Annotated in this window: 16 protein-coding genes; 9 read left to right on the forward strand and 7 right to left on the reverse strand. The window is 62.2% G+C overall.

All coding sequences use genetic code 11. The annotated features are described in order from the left end of the window. Positions 1-3 precede the first annotated feature (3 nt). From YY7_RS0102670 to YY7_RS0102690, 5 genes are all read right to left on the reverse strand, one after another. Positions 4-1,509, reverse strand: coding sequence for an amidohydrolase family protein (locus YY7_RS0102670; protein WP_028161872.1), 1,506 nt, complete (start codon positions 1,507-1,509; stop codon positions 4-6). Then, positions 1,506-2,423: a polysaccharide deacetylase family protein gene (locus YY7_RS0102675; RefSeq protein WP_028161873.1), complete on the reverse strand. Its 918-nt coding sequence runs from the start codon at positions 2,421-2,423 to the stop codon at positions 1,506-1,508. The genes YY7_RS0102670 and YY7_RS0102675 overlap by 4 nt, the downstream gene beginning before the upstream one ends. Continuing rightward, a complete protein-coding gene (locus YY7_RS0102680; protein WP_196237211.1) occupies positions 2,420-3,604 on the reverse strand; it encodes an amidase in 1,185 nt (394 codons plus the stop codon). Before YY7_RS0102680 ends, YY7_RS0102675 begins: the two co-directional genes overlap by 4 nt. 25 nt (positions 3,605-3,629) lie before the next feature. Continuing rightward, complete coding sequence (locus tag YY7_RS0102685; protein ID WP_028161875.1) at positions 3,630-5,114, reverse strand: 4-hydroxyphenylacetate 3-hydroxylase family protein; 1,485 nt, start codon at positions 5,112-5,114, stop codon at positions 3,630-3,632. 245 nt (positions 5,115-5,359) lie between these two features. After that, positions 5,360-6,700, reverse strand: coding sequence for an 8-oxoguanine deaminase (locus YY7_RS0102690; RefSeq protein ID WP_028161876.1), 1,341 nt, complete (start codon positions 6,698-6,700; stop codon positions 5,360-5,362). 365 nt (positions 6,701-7,065) lie between these two features. On the opposite strand from YY7_RS0102690, the gene YY7_RS50465 reads away from it, so the two are divergent. The 4 genes from YY7_RS50465 to YY7_RS0102710 all read left to right on the forward strand — a co-directional run bounded on the left by YY7_RS50465 (position 7,066) and on the right by YY7_RS0102710 (position 11,804). Next, complete coding sequence (locus YY7_RS50465; RefSeq protein WP_035688990.1) at positions 7,066-8,646, forward strand: ABC transporter ATP-binding protein; 1,581 nt, start codon at positions 7,066-7,068, stop codon at positions 8,644-8,646. After that, a complete protein-coding gene (locus YY7_RS50470) occupies positions 8,633-9,739 on the forward strand; it encodes an ABC transporter permease (RefSeq protein WP_051396468.1) in 1,107 nt (368 codons plus the stop codon). Before YY7_RS50465 ends, YY7_RS50470 begins: the two co-directional genes overlap by 14 nt. Further along, positions 9,736-10,656, forward strand: coding sequence for an ABC transporter permease (locus YY7_RS0102705; RefSeq protein ID WP_028161877.1), 921 nt, complete (start codon positions 9,736-9,738; stop codon positions 10,654-10,656). The genes YY7_RS50470 and YY7_RS0102705 overlap by 4 nt, the downstream gene beginning before the upstream one ends. Before the next feature lie 74 nt (positions 10,657-10,730). Then, the gene (locus YY7_RS0102710) at positions 10,731-11,804 is read left to right on the forward strand and encodes a BMP family ABC transporter substrate-binding protein (protein ID WP_433994484.1); all 1,074 of its coding nucleotides are present in this window, start codon (positions 10,731-10,733) and stop codon (positions 11,802-11,804) included. 133 nt (positions 11,805-11,937) lie between these two features. Here the strand turns inward: YY7_RS0102710 and YY7_RS0102715 are convergent, their stop codons facing one another. After that, positions 11,938-12,840 (reverse strand): LysR family transcriptional regulator, encoded by a 903-nt coding sequence (locus YY7_RS0102715; protein WP_028161879.1) that lies wholly within the window; start codon positions 12,838-12,840, stop codon positions 11,938-11,940. Positions 12,841-13,029: 189 nt separating this feature from the next. Between YY7_RS0102715 and YY7_RS0102720 the strand changes: the two genes are divergently transcribed. The 5 genes from YY7_RS0102720 to YY7_RS0102740 are packed head-to-tail and all read left to right on the forward strand — an operon-like array spanning position 13,030 to position 17,068. After that, positions 13,030-13,857, forward strand: a complete 828-nt coding sequence (locus YY7_RS0102720; protein ID WP_028161880.1) for a creatininase family protein — start codon at positions 13,030-13,032, stop codon at positions 13,855-13,857. A 19-nt stretch (positions 13,858-13,876) separates the two neighbouring features. Next, positions 13,877-14,296, forward strand: a complete 420-nt coding sequence (locus YY7_RS0102725) for a cupin domain-containing protein (protein WP_028161881.1) — start codon at positions 13,877-13,879, stop codon at positions 14,294-14,296. Between the two features lie 3 nt (positions 14,297-14,299). Further along, positions 14,300-15,130: a cysteine hydrolase family protein gene (locus YY7_RS0102730; protein ID WP_028161882.1), complete on the forward strand. Its 831-nt coding sequence runs from the start codon at positions 14,300-14,302 to the stop codon at positions 15,128-15,130. Then, a complete protein-coding gene (locus tag YY7_RS0102735; protein WP_028161883.1) occupies positions 15,127-16,482 on the forward strand; it encodes an FAD-binding oxidoreductase in 1,356 nt (451 codons plus the stop codon). The genes YY7_RS0102730 and YY7_RS0102735 overlap by 4 nt, the downstream gene beginning before the upstream one ends. A 1-nt stretch (position 16,483) precedes the next feature. After that, a complete protein-coding gene (locus tag YY7_RS0102740; RefSeq protein ID WP_028161884.1) occupies positions 16,484-17,068 on the forward strand; it encodes an NAD(P)H-dependent oxidoreductase in 585 nt (194 codons plus the stop codon). Here YY7_RS0102740 and YY7_RS0102745 read toward each other — a convergent pair. Beyond that, positions 17,065-17,457, reverse strand: a complete 393-nt coding sequence (locus YY7_RS0102745) for a RidA family protein (protein WP_028161885.1) — start codon at positions 17,455-17,457, stop codon at positions 17,065-17,067. The two genes, YY7_RS0102740 and YY7_RS0102745, sit on opposite strands and share 4 nt — an antisense overlap. Positions 17,458-17,652 lie beyond the last annotated feature (195 nt).

Below are 17,652 nucleotides of genomic sequence, written 5' to 3' on the forward strand. Positions count from 1 at the left end.
AGGCTATCTCGCCTCCAGTGGAATGCGCCGTTCGATCGGAAGCGGCTCCTGCGCCATCGAATGGGCGAAGGCCACGACATGGGGTTCGAGCCGGCCGGCAAGGGTGCGGGCGTCGCGTGTTGCGGCCGAGAGCTTCGCGAGGCTTTCAGCGACCCGGCTACGCAGTTCCCCCGCGTCGACCGAAACGATCTTCCGATCGACGACCTTGAATTCGCCGTCGACCATGACGTCCGTCACAGCGGCGGAGTCCGCGCTCGTCACCAACTGGTTGACGAGATCGGTGGCGGGAATGAAATCGATGTGGTTCAGATCAAGCAGGGCGAGGTCGGCGCATGCTCCTTGTTCCATCCGGCCACATGCCGCGAGGCCGAGGATCTGCGCGCCACCTCGGGTCGCGAGCCGGACGACTTCGCTGGCTTGCAGCCACTCGTCGCGCGGGCCGGCGAAAACCTGGGCTGAGAAGGAGGCGAGCCGCATCGCCTGTAGCATGCTCAGGGAGTCGGAGGAGTTTGCGCCATCCGTCGCCAGCCCGACATTGATGCCGCGCGCCAGCATCGGCCTGACATGGGCGATGCCAGAGCCGAGCCGGAAATTGCTTGCGGGAATGTGCGCAACCGAGCAGCCGTGCTCCGCGAGCAGGTCGAGGTCGTCATCGTCGAGCCAGACGCCGTGCGCGGCCGTGAATTTGGGCCTGAGCATGCCGAGGTCGGCGAGATAGCGGACTTGGGAGCGGCCATAGATCTTGCGGGCGGCGACCGCCTGCAGCCGCGACTCTGCGATATGCATATGGATTGGCAGCCCGTGGCGTTCGGCGATCTCCATGCAGCGTTGCAGGAAAGGCTCCGAGCAGTGATGCGGGATCGTCGGTGCGATGGCGATCGAGATGCCCTTGGGAAGTTGCGCTTGCGCGGCCACGATTTCTTCCATGGCCGCAAGCGTCCTATCGCCGCTTGCAAGCGAGAAGTTGCCGACCGACGCGCGTAAATCCGGCGGCAGCGCGTCCGCTAGCCCCGGGATCGACTGGAACAAGGTCTGGTCGGCGATCATCGGCGCGAGCGCGGCGCGCATCCCGGCATCGGCGTAGGCGCGCGCCACCGCCGTGAAGCCTTCCACGGTCGGCCGCGGAAACTCGTAGACGAGATCGAAACAGGCGGTGCAGCCCTTTGTCAGCATGTCGATGGCGCCGACCAGCGTCGACAGATAGATCGTCTTCGGATCGCGCGGGCCGGCGAGCCATGGTCCGTTCGTCAGCGACGCCTCGAGTGTCCACCTTTCGGCGATGCCCTTCATCAGATTGGAGTGGCCATGCGTGTGGGAGTTGACGAGACCGGGGACGATCAGCCGATCGCTGACATCGCGCCGCGTTGCTGAACGCGCAGGTGTCGCGCCGGTTGTTCCGATCCAGGCAAGCCTGCCGTCTTCGATCAGCAGATCCTTTCGATCGACCGTTCCGGATGCCGGATCGACGACGAGGCCTCCCGATAGCAAGAGACGTTCCTGCGCCGTCATTGACCTTGTCCTGGGGGATGGGTCGCAATCCAGTGCCGGGCGATGTCGCTACGGCCGGCGAACCAGACGGATTCATGCTTCGCCGCAAAATCGAGAAACCGGGTGATGGCCTCGAACCGGGCCGGCTGGCCGGAAATTCTGCTGTGCAGGCTGATCGTCATCATGCGCGGATGACTGCGGCCTTCCTCATGGAGGACACGCATGGCCGACGAAAGATGGTCGAAGAAATCGTTCGCCGTACCGAGTTTTGCAGTCGCAAGCCGATTGTCGTTGTTGGTGAAGCTGTGTGGAATGACGAGATGGGGACGTTTACCGACTCTTACCCAGTAAGGCCAGTCGTCAGCATAGCTGTCGGAATCGTAGAGAAAGCCGCCATGCTCGACCAGAAGCGCGCGGGTATGCCGGCTCGGCGAATAACGGCTCTGCCAGCCGAGCGGACGGCGTCCGACTGCCTGTTCGAAGCCGGCCACGGCCCGGCCAATGGCGCTTCGTTCTTCGGCTTCGATCATCAGAAAATGCCGGACGAAACGGTTGCCATGGCAGCACAGGTCGAAGCCGTTTGCCTTGATCGTCTCCGCGGCCTCGGGGTTGCGCAACAAGGCCTGCGCGCATGCGTTGACGGTGAGCGGGATGCTGCGTTCGGCCATGGTGTCGACGATCCGCCAGAAGCCGACCCTCGCGCCATATTCGAACAGCGATTCGGCGACGAAATCCCGTATTCCCGTCGGGACCTCCTGCGCGATGCCGTCGGTCAGCGCCAGTTCCGTTGCGCCGTCGCCATCGGGAATCGATGGTTCGGCGCCTTCTTCGATGTTGAGGACGATCACGATTGCCAGCCGTGCGTCGTTGGGCCAGCGCGGTCTTGGCGGCCTTCTGCCGTAACCGACGAAATCCCGGTCGTCGTGGGCTTTCATTGTCCGCCCGAAGCTGCCGGCAAGGCATCGCCGATCTTGGCGGCAAGATCGAGCAAGAACTGATCACCGCGCGGACCTGCGATGAACGATAGTCCGACCGGACAGCCATCGACGGTGATCGCCGGGATGTTGACCTGTGGCAGCCGGCACAGGCTGGCGATACAGGTGAGGGCCAGCGTCCTTTCCCGGAATTCGATCTGCGCTGAAACCGGAGCCTCGCGAAGTGGCGGAAGGTCGTGCGCAGTCGGAATCATCAGCACACCGTCGTTTCCGAGCAGCGATACCAGCCGGTCCGTCAGTTGTTCGCGACGCACCACCGCGGCCGCGAATTTTGCGGGATCGACATGCGATGAAAGTTCGATCCGCTCGGCCACTGCGGGACTCAACGTTCGGCCCGGCATGGTGGCCCAGGCCCCGAGCGTGGACCAGAGATCGTGGAGTTGCAGCGGCCTGAAAGTGTCGAGCCAGAACGCGATCCCTTCCTCGAACAAGGTAACGTCAGTCGCGCCGCCAAGCGACTTTGCCACGGGTAGAAGCGCCTCGCCGATCTCGCGCACGGGGACGTCGAACGCGTCGCGCGCGAGCAGCAGGCGGGCCGGCTTGAATGGGCCGCTCGCTCCGAAGTAGATCTCGCCGACGCGCTTCATCGTCGCCGCATCGCGCGCGAGCCAGCCGACGGAATCAAAACTTGGCGCCATCGCCATGATGCCGGCGACCGACAAGCGGCCGTAAGTCGTGCGCAGGCCATAGAGACCGCAGAAGCTTGCGGGCACACGGATCGAACCGCCCGTGTCGGTGCCAAGCGCGAAGTCGCAAAAGCCGGCTGCGACGGCAGACGCCGAACCACTGGAAGATCCGCCGGGTACGCGCGCCGGTGCCTTTGGATTGATCGGTATCCCGAAATGCGGATTCATTCCGAACATGCCGCAGGCGAGTTCGTCGGTGTGCGTCTTTCCAACGAAGTGCGCGCCAGCCATCAACGGGGCCAGCACGGCCGGCGCGGTCGCGACGGCCGGATCGGCGTCCCGCAGCCGATCCGGATTTCCCCACGCCGTCTTGTATCCGGCGACATCCATCAGATCCTTGGCCGCAAAAGACAGGTCCGAGAGCGGTCCATGCTGGACCAGCCTGAGCGAAGAGGGGCCATGCTCCACGAATGCCAGACGCCTGATCTCTTCCATGCTGACCATCGATCGCACTGCCCGGCTACTCTGCGGCATCCGAAAGCTTCAAATCGCCTTTCGGCAGATCATAGGAACTCATGAACCGGTCGACGGGGCCCTTGACACTATCCCAGTCGAAAAACCGGAAGCTGTTTCCGCGCGTCACAAACGGCGCGCCGGAATAGAACATTTCATATTGCAGATGGCGCGAGCCGAATTCGGACCCGACCGCATCCCAGGCAAGCTTCATCAGCTTGACGCGCTGCTCCGACGTCGTGATGGGCGAACGCTGCGTCTTGTGAATGATGGCATTGGTTTCAGGGGTTACGAAATCGGCGTAGGAAGAAGGCACCATGATCATGCCGCCGCCCGAGAGCGAGCGGATCGCTTCCACGATCTCCGGATAAGTGTTCTGCGCGATGACCTGCGCCGCGCAGAGCAGGGATCGGTCCGGCACGTAGAACTCCCCGAAGGTCTCACCCTTCATCTCCATCGCGATCACGAGCGCTTCGATGTTACTCACCTTGGCCGCCATCAAACCCAACGTGTCGCGCACCTGCGGAAAGTTGATGATGTTGTTGGTCTCGGCGATCTTGCGCGCCACTCCCAGCAGGAACCGCAGCTTAACCATCAGGCGGACCATGCATTGATAGTTCTGGAAGACATGCGCGCGGGTGTCGTGCCACTGGGCTTGGGCCATCTTCAGGTCCTTGAACACGAAGACGCGGTCCCAGGGTATCTTGACGTCGTCGAAATGGACGACGGCGTCATTCTCGTCGAACCTGGAAGAGAGTGGATAGTCGAACGTCGAAGTGGCATTCTGCTCGTAGCTGCGGCGGGACATCAGCGTCAATCCCTTGACGCCCAATGGCACGACAGCCGTGAAAGCGTAGGCTTCGTCGCCGGCCTGCAGTGCCTGAAAGCCCGAGATCAGAAGCTCGTTCGCCATCACGCCGCTGGTCGCCAGCATCTTGGCGCCACGGATGGTGATGCCGCCGCTGTCCTCGTCGACGACGGAAGCCACGAGATGTGGATCCGGCTGCTCGCCTGCTGATTTTCCTTTGTCCGATTGTGGATTGATGATGACGTAGGACAGGAAAAGATCGTTGTCCCGGGCGTGCTGGAAATACGCTTCCATTGCGGCTGCGCGGGCGGGATGATGATCGCGGAAGGCGGCAAGTCCCATCCGGAAGCCTGCGAGCGTGGACGCCACGTGGTCGGGCGATCGGCCGATCATGCCGCACGACAGTGTCGACCAAGTCTCGATGGCGTGTCGCCGCCTCACGAGGTCGCCATAGGTCTTCGGAAGCTGCCAGGCCAGATTCACCCGCTCGCCGCTGGTCGGTGACTGGAACGTCATCAGATCAAGGTTCTCCGGCGCGGCCTGGAAATCGTACAGTCCGGCGACCGTCTCGATGACGTTGCGAAAGCTGGGGTCGGTCGTGATATCCGCGACCTTTCGTCCGTCGATGTAGATCGAGCGATCATCGCGCAAACTAGAAAGATAGGCGTTTCCGTCTTTGGCCATGCAAGGACTCCGCAAAATTGTGCTGGAATCCGACGCCAGGCATTTACCCATTGCAGCCGGAAGCGTCGTTGACACTAGTGTTCGCGAAGATCGGTGGTCAAGCTGAACGGTTGGGCAGTGCGATAGCCGACTCTTCCAGAGTTTTTCGCGCGCTATCGAATGGTGTGGTCAGGAATTGAGCATGAAGACGCGAAATTGTGTGCAGTTGCGTGCGGCCAGCTCCCTCATGCGTCGCTATTCCACAGCTAGATTTTGGTCAGAAATGCCGCCGCAGCCCTGCCATGCTCGTATCTCAGCTGAGCGATATCGATCCCGACCGGTGCTCCGTCCGTGACGCGCCATTTGCCCTTGATCATGACGCGATCCGCCCGATGCGCGCCGCAGAGAACCAGAGCCGCGATCGGGTCGCCGGCTCCTGAAAATCTCAGTTCTTCGAGCGTGAAGCAGGCAAGGTCGGCCTGACGGCCAACTTCGATCTTGCCGATATCACTGCGTCCGAGGCATCGAGCGGAGCCTTCTGTCGCCCACCTGAACGCATCGAGGTGGGTGACCGCGAATGCGTCGTAGGCGAGCCGTCCGAGCAGGAATGCGTGGCGCACCGACTCCATCAGGTTTGAGCTGTCGTTCGAGGCAGAGCCGTCGACGCCGAGGCCGACGGTCGCGCCCGCAGCTTCCAGATCCCTGGTCCGGCAGATGCCCGACGACAGCACCATGTTGGAGGTCGGGCAGTGACAGATGCCCATGGCGTGTGCGCCCAGCCGCGAGATTTCGGCGTCATTGAAGTGGATGCCGTGTGCGAGCCAGACGCGTTCGTTCATCCAGCCGACCTGTTCGAGATAATCGAGCGGACGGCAGCCATAATGGTGGAGGCAGTAATCATCCTCATCATGCGTTTCGCCGAGATGAGTATGGAGCAGGCAGTGATGCTTCGAAGCAAGTGCTGCCGTGTCGATCATCATCTGGCGCGTAACGTTGAACGGCGCGCACGGCGCCAGTGCAACGCGCAGCAGCGAGCCTTCGCGAGAATCGTGATACTTGGCCAGCACCCGTTCACAATCGGCGATCGCCGTATCGTGATCCTGCATCAATCGTTCGTCGGCAATGCCCCCTTTCGCAAAGCCGAGATTGATGGCGCCGCGCGTCAGCGTCATCCGCATTCCAAGCCGGGAGGCTTCTTCCGCTTCGATGTCGACGGCGTCGGCCATGTCTTGCGGGAAAACGAACAGATGGTCGGACGCGGTGGTGCAGCCGGACATCAACAGTTCGATCAGCGCCACACGAACCGCGAGCCGGAAGCGGTCGCGGTCGAGATAGGACCCCCAGATCGGGTAGAGCTGCTTCAGCCAGGGAAACAGCGGCTTGTTGATCGCCTGAGGATGGGCGCGCGTCAGTGTCTGGAAGAAGTGGTGGTGCGCATTGACGAGGCCAGGAATGATCACGTGCCGGCGTGCATCGAATATCTCATCGCATGGCGTTGTCGGGCCGTCCGGTCCGACCAGCTCGATGATCTTTCCGTCCTCAATGACAAGCCCACGCTTGCCGCCATCCGCCAGCATGGCAATCGGATCGCGAATCCAGGTCTTCATCGGATGAGCACCGCTAGACCGGCTTCTTGTGCGCGAGCGAGCGGTTTGATTCCGTTGCAAGAAACAGCTCGGCGTTCGACACAGGGCATTCTTGAACTCCGCAAAATCCGATTGGTCGGAGAGCAAGACGGATGCCAGACACTATCGAGCTCATTCCGCGGTAAGGCACCGCCGCGACATCGCTCAGCGAAGTGCGGTGCCCGGCCGTCAACCTCGCGGCGGTGGCAGGTAAGCGAGGCGCCTGTCGGTTGTCGATCCGCCGTTCTCCGGACTGCGCCTTGCGGCGACTTGGCGCGCGGCTTGCTTGTGCTCACTAGGAGCGCGGCCACCCCCGTGCTTTTACCGGATCGAGGCTCATTGGAGACATGGACCAGTCTGGATTTGCCGATCTGAAGCCGCGTCTGGTGCTGACTGGTATCACCAAGCGCTATCCCAGTGTCGTCGCCAACGACGATGTCTCGCTAAGCATCCGTCCCGGCGAGATCCACGCCGTGCTCGGCGAGAACGGTGCCGGTAAAAGCACGCTCATGAAGATGATCTACGGCGTCACCAAGCCGGACGCCGGCACCATCATGTGGAACGGGCAGTATGAAACCATCGCCGCGCCGGCACAGGCGCGGCGGATGGGCATCGGCATGGTGTTCCAGCATTTCTCGCTGTTCGAGACGCTGACGGTCTGGGAAAACATCGCGCTTGCGCTGGATGAGCCCGTTCCGACCGCGAAGCTGGCGTCGCAGATAACAGAAGTATCGGAGAAATACGGACTGCCCATCGACCCCTACCGGCTGGTTCACAGCATGTCGGTGGGCGAAAGACAGCGAGTTGAGATCGTTCGCTGCCTGCTTCAGGAGCCGAAGCTCCTGATCATGGACGAGCCGACTTCAGTGTTGACGCCGCAGGCCGTCCTCATCCTGTTCAAGACGCTTCGCCGTCTGGCGGCGGAAGGATGCAGCATCCTCTATATCAGCCACAAGCTCGATGAAATCCGCGCGCTCTGTGATACCGCAACTGTGCTGCGCGGTGGACGGGTCAGCGGCACGGCCATTCCGCGCAACGAGACCAATGAAAGCTTGGCGCGAATGATGATCGGCGGCGAACTGGCGGAATGTCGCCTTGCGCCGCGCGAAGCCAAAGAAGAAAGGCTGAAGGTCGAACGTCTGTCGCTGACTTCGCCGGATCCTTTCGGGACGTCGCTCAAGGATGTCAGCCTGACGGTGCGCAGCGGTGAGATCCTCGGGATCGCGGGTGTCTCGGGCAACGGCCAGAAGGAATTGATGACGGCGCTCTCGGGCGAGCGCTTGAGCCCGGCTTCGATGATCAAGCTGTTGGGGCAGCCGGCCGGCAACCTCAATCCGGCGCAGCGGCGCGCGGTTGGTCTGACCTTTGTTCCGGAAGAGCGGCTTGGACGTGGCGCTGTGCCTCCGATGAGCTTGGCTCAGAACGCGCTCTTGACCGGAGCGCGAAAGGGCATGGTGCAGAGGGGCATCATCCATCCGTCGGTCATGAAGACTTTTTCAAAGAACGTGATCGAGCGTTTCAAGGTCAAATGCGGCGGCGACCAATCGGTCGCCTCCAGCCTGTCCGGCGGCAATCTGCAGAAATTCATCGTCGGCAGGGAGACGATGCTGCAGCCCAGGATGATGATCGTGGCGCAACCGACCTGGGGCGTGGATGTCGGCGCGGCGCAATTGATCAGGCAGGCCCTGATCGATCTGCGCGATCAGGGCGTGGCGATTCTGGTGATTTCAGAAGAACTCGACGAGCTCTTCGCCATCAGCGATCGCCTCGCGGTGATCGCCGACGGACGTCTTTCGCCGTCGGTCAAGCCTGCGGAGACATCGATCGAGCAGATCGGGACATGGATGAGCGGCAAGTTCGGCGATCGGGCGGACGACCGCGCGGCTTCCGCAAACGCACATCTGGAGACGGCCAATGCTCAAGCTTGAGCGGCGCGCGACGCCGTCGTCCATCATGAGCGTCGCTTCGCCGCTGCTGGCGGCGGTCGGTATGCTCATAACGGGATTCGTGCTGTTCAAGGTGTTAGGCAAGGATCCGGTGGAGGCATTCTATCTGTTCTTCGTCAAGCCGGTGTCGACCACCTACGGCATCGGGGAATTGCTCCTGAAAACGACGCCCTTGCTGCTCTGCGGATTGGGCCTCGCCTTGGGCTTCAGGGCCAATGTCTGGAACATCGGCGCCGAAGGACAGCTCACCATGGGGGCGATCGCCGGCGGCGGCGTCGCGCTCTGGTTCGGCGACAGCGAATCTGCGTTTGCGTTGCCATTGATGCTACTGGCCGGAGTGCTCGGCGGGATGGCCTGGGCCGCGATTCCCGCCTTTCTTCGAACCCGGTTCAACACCAACGAAATTCTCGTCACGTTGATGCTGGTCTACATTTCCCAGTTGGTGCTGTCGTGGCTCGTACACGGGCCATGGCGCGATCCGCAGGGGCTGAACTATCCGCAATCGCAAGGCTTCGGCGATGCCGAGACGATGTCGATCCTCATCAGCGGAACGCGGGTGACCTGGGGCATTGTCTATGCGCTCGGGCTGGCACTGGTGGCCTGGATATTCTCGCAGAAGACCTTTGCCGGTTTCCGCATGCAGGTCGCGGGGCTGGCTCCTGCCGCGGCGGCCTATGCCGGCTTCTCGGAAAAGCGCAACATCTGGATTGCGCTGATGATCTGTGGCGCCACCGCCGGGCTCGCCGGCGTGTGCGAGGTCGCCGGTCCCATCGGCCGGCTGCAACAGCAGATATCGCCCGGCTACGGCTTCGCCGCCATCATCGTGGCCTGGATCGGCCGGCTGCATCCGATCGGCGTTGTGTTCGGCGCGCTGCTCATGTCGCTGCTTTATCTCGGCGGCGAGGCGGCGCAGATGGGCATGGGCCTGCCGTCCGCGATCACCGGGCTCTTCCAAGGCTTGTTGCTGTTCTACCTCCTGGCCGCCGATCTGTTCATCACGTTCCGGCTGAAACGCGTAGCGCCGGTCGAGGTCAATACCTTGAAACCACCGGTACGGGCGGAGACCGCCGCATGAATCCCATTGTCCCGATGATCGCCAGCACCGTGGTTGCGGCCACGCCGCTGATCTACGCGGCTCTTGGCGAAACCGTCGTCGAACGGTCCGGCGTCCTCAATCTCGGCATCGAGGGCATGATGCTGATCGGTGCGGTGACCGGCTTCGCCACGACATATGCGACCGGCAGCGCTGCGCTTGGTTTCCTCGCTGCGGCCTGCGCCGCTGTCGCGTTGTCCCTGCTTTTCGGCTTTCTCACGCTCAACCTGCAGACCAATCAGGTCGCTACCGGCCTCGCGCTCACCTTGTTCGGCATCGGCCTGTCGGCCTTCGTTGGTTACAACTACGCCGGCTTGCCGGTGAACCGGCTGACGCCGATCACCATTCCCGGGCTGACCGCCATCCCCGTGGTGGGCGATCTCCTGTTTCACTACGACATCATGGTCTATCTCTCCATTGCACTGTTCGTGGGCGTGCAGTGGTTTCTGACGAAATCGCGCACCGGCCTGACGCTGCGGGCGATCGGCGAGTCGCCGAGTGTCGCGCATTCGATCGGCAAGTCCGTCCTGAAGACTCGCTACCTAGCTGTGATGTTCGGCGGGGCGATGGCTGGCATCGCGGGTGCGTATCTGTCGCTGGTCCAGACCCCGATGTGGGTCGAGGGCATGTCCGCCGGCAAGGGCTGGATCGCGCTTGCGCTCGTGGTTTTCGGCACGTGGAAGCCGACACGCATCGTTGTCGGTGCGTATCTCTTTGGTGGTGTCACGCAATTCCAACTGTTCGCGCAGGGCTTCGGTCTGCCGATCCCGACCGAGTTCCTGTCGATGCTGCCTTACGCGGCGACGATCATCGTGCTGGTGATCATCTGCCGCGATCCCAAGACCATCTTGTTGAACCAACCGGCTTCCCTTGGCCGGAGTTTCCATTCGGCCGCGTGATCAGGGGCCTCGCGGTGCGGTTTCAGCAATTCAAGCTCCAGACATAGGTAGGCGTTATGCAACGAAGAACGTTTCTGAAAGTGTGGTCCATGTCGATCGCGGTGGGCTTGGGAGTGGCCGCACCGGCCGCGGCTCCTGCTGCCGAACCGCTGAAGGTCGCTTTCGTCTATTTGGGACCGCGTAGCGACGGAGGCTGGACGCAGCAGCACGATCTGGCCCGGCTGGCGCTTGAGAAGGCGATGGGTTCTGCGATCAAGACCACCTTCGTGGAAAACGTCCCGGAAACCGCGGATTCCGAACGCGTCTTCCGTCAACTCGCAGCCGACGGCAACAAGCTGATCTTTGCGACTTCGTTCGGCTACATGGAGCCGCTTCAGAAGGTCGCCAAGCTGTTTCCGGACGTCAAGTTCGAGCATGTCAACGGCTTCAAGACAGCGGCCAATATCACGGTCTACGAGCCGCGCTTCGAGGAAGGCTTCTACCTGATCGGCACGATCGCCGGGCTGATGACGAAGACGAACACGCTTGGCTTCATCGGTTCGTTCCCGATCCCGAGCGTCATGCGCAATATCAACGCGATGGCCCTTGGTGCTCAAGCCGTGAATCCGAAGATCAAGGTGAAGCCGATCTGGGTCAACACCTGGTATGATCCTGGCAAGGAGCGCCAGGCGGCAGACACGTTGATTGCGCAGGGTGCGGACAACGTTGCCCAGAACACGGACTCGCCGGCCTCGATCCAGGCGGCGCAGGAGAAGGGCACCTATGCGTTCAGCATCGATGCCGATATGTCGAGCTTCGGCAAGAAAGCCCAGCTCTCTGGTTCGACGGAGGACTGGAGCGGTTATTACATCGACGAGACCAAGAAGGTGCTCGATGGCACCTGGACCGGTAATCGGCGCATCCGTTGGGGACTCAAGGAAGGATTGGTGGTGATGGCTCCGCTCAATCCCGATATCCCGCCAGAAGTCGTCAAGGTGTTTGAGGAGAAGAAGGCGGCGATCATCGCGGGCACACTTAATCCATTTGCCGGACCGATCAAGGACAACACCGGCAAGGAGATGGTTCCAGCCGGCGGCAAGATGTCCGAGGCCACTTTCAGCTCGCTCAATTGGTACGTTGAAGGGGTCGAGGGTACCGTTCCAAAATAAGGCCTTAACCATCGGTCGGGCGAGAGGTCAGCGAACGAAGTGCAGGTGTCTCGCGGCGAGACCACCTGCACTTCGCGCTGTAGGGTGGCCGATAGGGCCAACTCGTCCTCGATGGGCCGGCGTAGACCAGCCTTCATCCGCTCGCCTCGCGCATCATCGTCTTGAGCAATTCCGCCAGCACGCTTGCGATCGCGCTGCTTCCCCGTTCGTGACCGATCAGCATCAAGGTCTGGGACTCATGCGACAGTTCGCGGACCGGCAGGTAGACGAGCCGTCCCGCCCGCCGCTCAAACTCGATATCGAACGGCGTGAGAAAGGTAATCCCGTTGTCGACCATCGCGGAGTGCCTCATGATCTCGATGGCATTGGTCTCGATGATCGGCTGCAGATCCAGTGAGACGCGCGTAAACGCGGTGTTCAAGTAAGGCCTGATCGCGCTCGTGTCGTCGGCAACGACAAGTGGATAGTCAATGCAGTCGCTCAGCCGGATGCCGGTTCGCTTCGCAAGCGGATGGTTCGGCGCCATGACGGCACCGAGTTTGGCGCCGGCGCGCGCCAGGACCTTCAGATTGCCGTCCTTGATAAAGTCGAATCCGATGCCGAGATCGGCTTCGCCGTTGGCGACAGCGAACTGAATCTCCTCGCCCGTGTTGAACAGCGTCAGGTTGAGCTTGACCCTTGGATTGGCGATCCGGAACGCCTTTACCGTTCCAGGGACCAGGTTCGACGCGAGCCCGCTCATCATCGCCATGGTGATCTCGCCGCGCCGCAGCCCCTTGAGCTCCTCGATCTTGGTTTGCGCGCGCGTCAGTTCTTTCAGGGTCTGCCTGACGTGGCCGATCAGAATCTCTCCGGCAGCGGTCAGGACCAGCTTCTTTGGGAGCCGTTGAAAAATTGGCGTTCCCAATTGGCTTTCCAGCGCCAGGATCTGGCGGCTGATGGCGGAAGCGGCAACGTTCAGATGATTGGCGGCCTTCCGGATCGAGCCCGTCCGCGCAACCTCGTCGATATAGTTCAACAGCCGACCGTGAAGCATTTCCCTTCTGCCTTGTTGCGCCTTCGGAGCAGATGACTCGCGTTGCCCAAAAGGCAACGGACTTGCCGAATTAAAGCGCTTCCAAGTGATCGTGGCGCGTGCACAATCGCAAGCCTGAATAGCAGGCAAACGGCGCCGGGCTCTTTTGCAGGCCGCCGGCGCAATCAGCCGTTGGAGCCGAATGAAAGAATGGCGCTGAAGTCGCATTGGTGGTGGGATCTGAGCACGAAGGATTTCGCCGAGCTGGACGCGGAGAGGGTGGTTGCGATCCTGCCCGTCGGCGCCGTCGAGCAGCATGGGCCCCATCTGCCCGTCAGGGTCGATGCCGCCATCAATGCGGGCATCGTGGCCCGAACCGTTGAACTGATGCCGCCGGATTTGATGGCACTGGTGTTGCCGATGATGCCGGTCGGCAAATCCGACGAGCATCTGGCATTTCCGGGCACGCTGACATTGTCGCACGAAACACTCGGGCGCGTCTGGTACGAACTGGGCGAGTGCGTCCATCGCGCTGGCGCCCGCAAGATTCTGTTCGTGAATTCGCACGGCGGGCAGCCGCAGCTACTCGAGATCGTCTGCCGCGATCTGCGCGTCAAGCTCGGCATGTTCGCCGTCAGCGTGATGTGGCCGCGGCTGATCGATCTGGATGCGTTGTTTCCGCCCGAGGAAAATCGGCATGGCATTCATGGCGGTCAGAGCGAGACCAGTGTGATGCTGCATCTCCATCCCGAGCTCGTGGAGATGCATCACGCTGAGAACTTCGTCCCGCTGTCGGTCGAGATCGAACGCGAGTCACAAATGCTCGGTCCGGAAGCCGGCGCCAGGTTCGGCTGGCAGGCGCAGGATCTGCATCCAAAGGGCGCCTGCGGCGACGCCACCAAGGCGACTGCCGAGCTTGGCCGGCTCGTCGTCGAGCGCTCTGCCGCGCGGCTTATCAAGCTGATCGAGGAGATCAGCCGCTATCCATTGTCGCGCATCGCGACCCACACGGCGTTCGATGGATCGCGGCGCGGATGACGATAAGGAGCTCTAACATATGGCATTCAGTGCCGTAGACCTTGCGCAGGCGAAAGCTTTCCGGATTTCGCCGAAGGACACCAATTATTTCGTGATGCTGTTCGATCAGGAGACCGACCGGATCGACAACATTTTCGTCATCGAGATATTCAAGGTCGGTGGAGCGACGCCGCCGAACGAGCACAGCCGGGCGCACGAATTCTTCCACGTCCTGCACGGGGAGGGCGTCGCGTATTGCGACGGCAAGAGGCTGCCGATCAAGAAGGGCGACTCGCTGCTGCTGCATCCGGGCTCCGAGCACGTGATCGAGAACACCGGCGCCGGCAAGCTGTACACGCTCACGGTGATGACCCCGAACGAGGGCTTCGCCGAACTGATCCGTGGCGGCGAGCGCGTTGCGCTCGAGTCCGACGATATCTGCATCCTGCAGGGGCAATAGCCGATGAGTTCGGTGCCACGCCACACCGGCGAGGACGACGCGCTTTGGCCGCTCGGATCGAGCGCGCGCAATCGCTGGCGCGTGTCAGCGGCCCGCGCCGACCTGGTGCGCGATCCGATACCGCCAGAGCCGGTCACCCTGCAGGCAGACGGCAAGCTGATCACTATCGATCTCGCTCGCACGGCGATGATCGTGATCGATATGCAGAACGACTTCTGCCATCCGAACGGCTGGCTCGCACATGTTGGCGTGGATGTCGCGCCGGCACGGCGGCCGATCGCGCCGCTACGTCGGCTGCTTCCCGTGCTGCGGGCTCATAGTGTACCGGTCATCTGGGTGAACTGGGGTAACCGACCAGATAGACTCAATCTCAGCCCCGCGCTCCTCCACGTCTATAACCCCGATGGTCGCAGCATCGGTCTCGGCGATCCCTTGCCCGGTTCGGCCGCAAAGGTGCTCGAGCGTGGGAGCTGGTCGGCCGCGATCGTCGACGAGCTCAAGGTCGATCCGTCCGATATCCAGGTTGCGAAGTATCGGATGTCTGGCTTCCAGGACACCGAACTCGACAGCATCCTGCGCAATCTCGGCGTCACTACGCTGATGTTCGCTGGCGTCAATGCCGACCAGTGCGTGTTGTGTACCCTACAGGACGCCAACTTCCGCGGCTATGACTGCCTGCTGCTGGAAGATTGCGTGGCCACCACATCGCCGGACTATTGCCTCGCGGCGACCCTCTACAATGTGCGCCAATGCTTCGGCTTTGTCATGAGTTCGCAGACGATCGTCGCTCGGCTCGACGAAGGCGGGCAGCAAGCAGCGAAGATCATGCCATGAACGAGCTTGCGTCCGATATCCTCGCACGGCTCATCGACGATTTGGGCGACGTTCCTGTCGTTACCGATCCCAAGGTCGTGCGCCGGCGCTCGCGCGATTTCTTCTGGTACAGCCCGGTGCTGAACGAGCAGTTGAACGGCATGTCGGCCGATCTCGTCGCCTCGCCGCGGGACGAAGCCGACGTCATCCGCGTTGCCGCCGCCTGCGCGCGTCATCGCGTGCCGATCACAGTGCGCGCGGGTGGTACCGGCAATTACGGCCAGGCCGTGCCGCTGCGCGGCGGCGTGCTGCTGGACGTTCTGGCGCTCGACAGTACCAAATGGGTCAAGCCCGGCCTGATCCGGGTCGGTGTCGGCGCGAAGCTGAACACGATAGATGCCGAGCTGCAGCCCCGCGGCTGGGAGCTGCGCATGCACCCCTCCACCAAGCGCACGGCGACGATCGGCGGTTTCGTGGCGGGCGGATCGGGCGGCATCGGCTCGGTCGTTCATGGCGGCCTGCGCGAGCCCGGCAATATCCTCGCCGCGCGCGTGGTCACGGTCGAGGAAGAGCCGCGCATCATCGAGTTGCGTGGCGATGCGGCGCAGAAGATCAATCGTGCCTACGGCACCACCGGCATCATCACCGAACTCGAAATGCCGCTCGCGCCCGCCTGGCGATGGATCGATGTCGTCGTGGCGTTCGACGATTTCGTCGACGCCGCCGCATTCGGCTACGAGGCTGCATTGGCGGACGGGATCGTCAAGAAGCTGCTGTCGCCGATCACCGCACCGCTGCCGTCCTATTTCGGTGCGCTGAAGCCGTACTGTCCCGACGGCAAGAGCATCCTGATCGCGATGATCGCAGAGCCGTCGCTCGAGAGTTTCAAGTCGCTGCTGGCCGGCCGCGGCACCATCACGCTGGAGACGCCGACCGACGAGAGCCCGGGCCAGGTGCCGCTCTACGAATACACCTGGAACCACACCACGCTGCAGGTCCTGAAGACCGACCGTTCGGTCACCTATCTACAGTGTCTCTATCCGCATGACCGGCTGATGGAGAAGGTGGTCGAGATGCGCAAGTTGTTTCCGGACGAGGTGTTGCAGCACCTGGAGTTCATTCGATTCGGCGGCCGCGTCACCTGCAGCGGGCTGCCCGTCGTGCGCTATACCAATGCAGACAGGCTGAACGAGATCATCAGCCTGCACGAGGCGCACGGCGTCCATATCGCCAATCCGCATGTCTTCACGGTGGAGGACGGCAGCCGCTATAAGCGCGCGGATGCCGATCAGCTCGGCTTCAAGCACGACGTCGATCCTTACGGCCTGCTCAACCCCGGCAAGATGCGCAGCTTCGTGCCGGAGCGGCCGTGAGATGCGGGTGCTCTATGTCTATTGCCATCCGCTGAGCGAAAGCTTTCACGCCGCGATCCGGAAAGAGGCGCTGGCCGGGCTGGCTGAGGCGGGCCACGCCGTCGACCTGCTCGACCTCTATGCTGAGGGCTTTGATCCGGTACTGACGGCCGAGCGTCGGCGCGACTATCACGACCCCGCGCGCAACCGCGCCAACAACGAGGCCTATGCCGTCCGCCTGATGACCGCGGACGCGCTGGTCGTGCAATTCCCCACCTGGTCCTTCGGGCCGCCGGCGATGCTGAAGGGCTGGTTCGACCGGATGTTCGGTCCCGGCATCGCGCTCGATCTGTCAGATCCGTCGCATGCCAAGCCGACGCTCATGCATCTCCGCCGTATCACGGGCATCTCGACCTATGGCCGCCCACGCTGGCAGGCGATCGGCATGGCCGACCCGCCGCGCCGGATCATCAAGCGCTACCTGCGCTGGTTCACCGGCTCGAAAGCGTCGGTAAGCTACTACGCGCTCTATCACATGAATGTTGCGACGGATGCGCAGCGCGGCCGGTTCCTCGCCAAGATACGGCGTGAGATGGCGCGGTTTTAACCGCGCTCGGGCGCCGCGGCCATCGCCTCGATCTCGACGAAGAATTCCGGACGCGTGAAGCCGGACACGATCACCAGCATTGAAGCCGGCGGGGTTCCCTGAAAGTGCCGGTCGCGTGAGCGCATATAGCCCTGCATATGCTCGCGGGCAGTCACGTAAGCGTTGAGCCGGACGACATTTGCGAGCGTCATGCCGTCCTCGGCGAGGATGGCCGCGATATTGGCAAAGCATAGATCAGCCTGCTGCTCGCATTGCTCGGGGATCGTTTCATCGGCAGCGATGCCGAGCTGTCCCGAGGTCACGACGAGCCGGTGATTCGCCGGAACCGCGATGCCGTGGCTGTAGCGCGCAAAGGGCGCCCTGATCGAAGCTGGAGAAAGCGCACGCAACGTCGCCCCCGACGACTGATATGAAAACGCAAAACGTAACGCCGATCGCCCGCCACTTCCACTACACACACTGGAAAAATTCGGATCGCTGCTGTTGCGTCAAAGGCAACGGATTGCTCGAATAAAAATGCTTTCAGGCGACAAGGCGGCTGTGCATCCTTGGTGCTACTGGGGACGAATTGTCACGTTGCAATT

Origin of the sequence: Bradyrhizobium elkanii WSM2783, from assembly GCF_000472865.1 — a bacterium.
In the GTDB taxonomy this organism is placed as follows: domain Bacteria; phylum Pseudomonadota; class Alphaproteobacteria; order Rhizobiales; family Xanthobacteraceae; genus Bradyrhizobium; species Bradyrhizobium elkanii_A.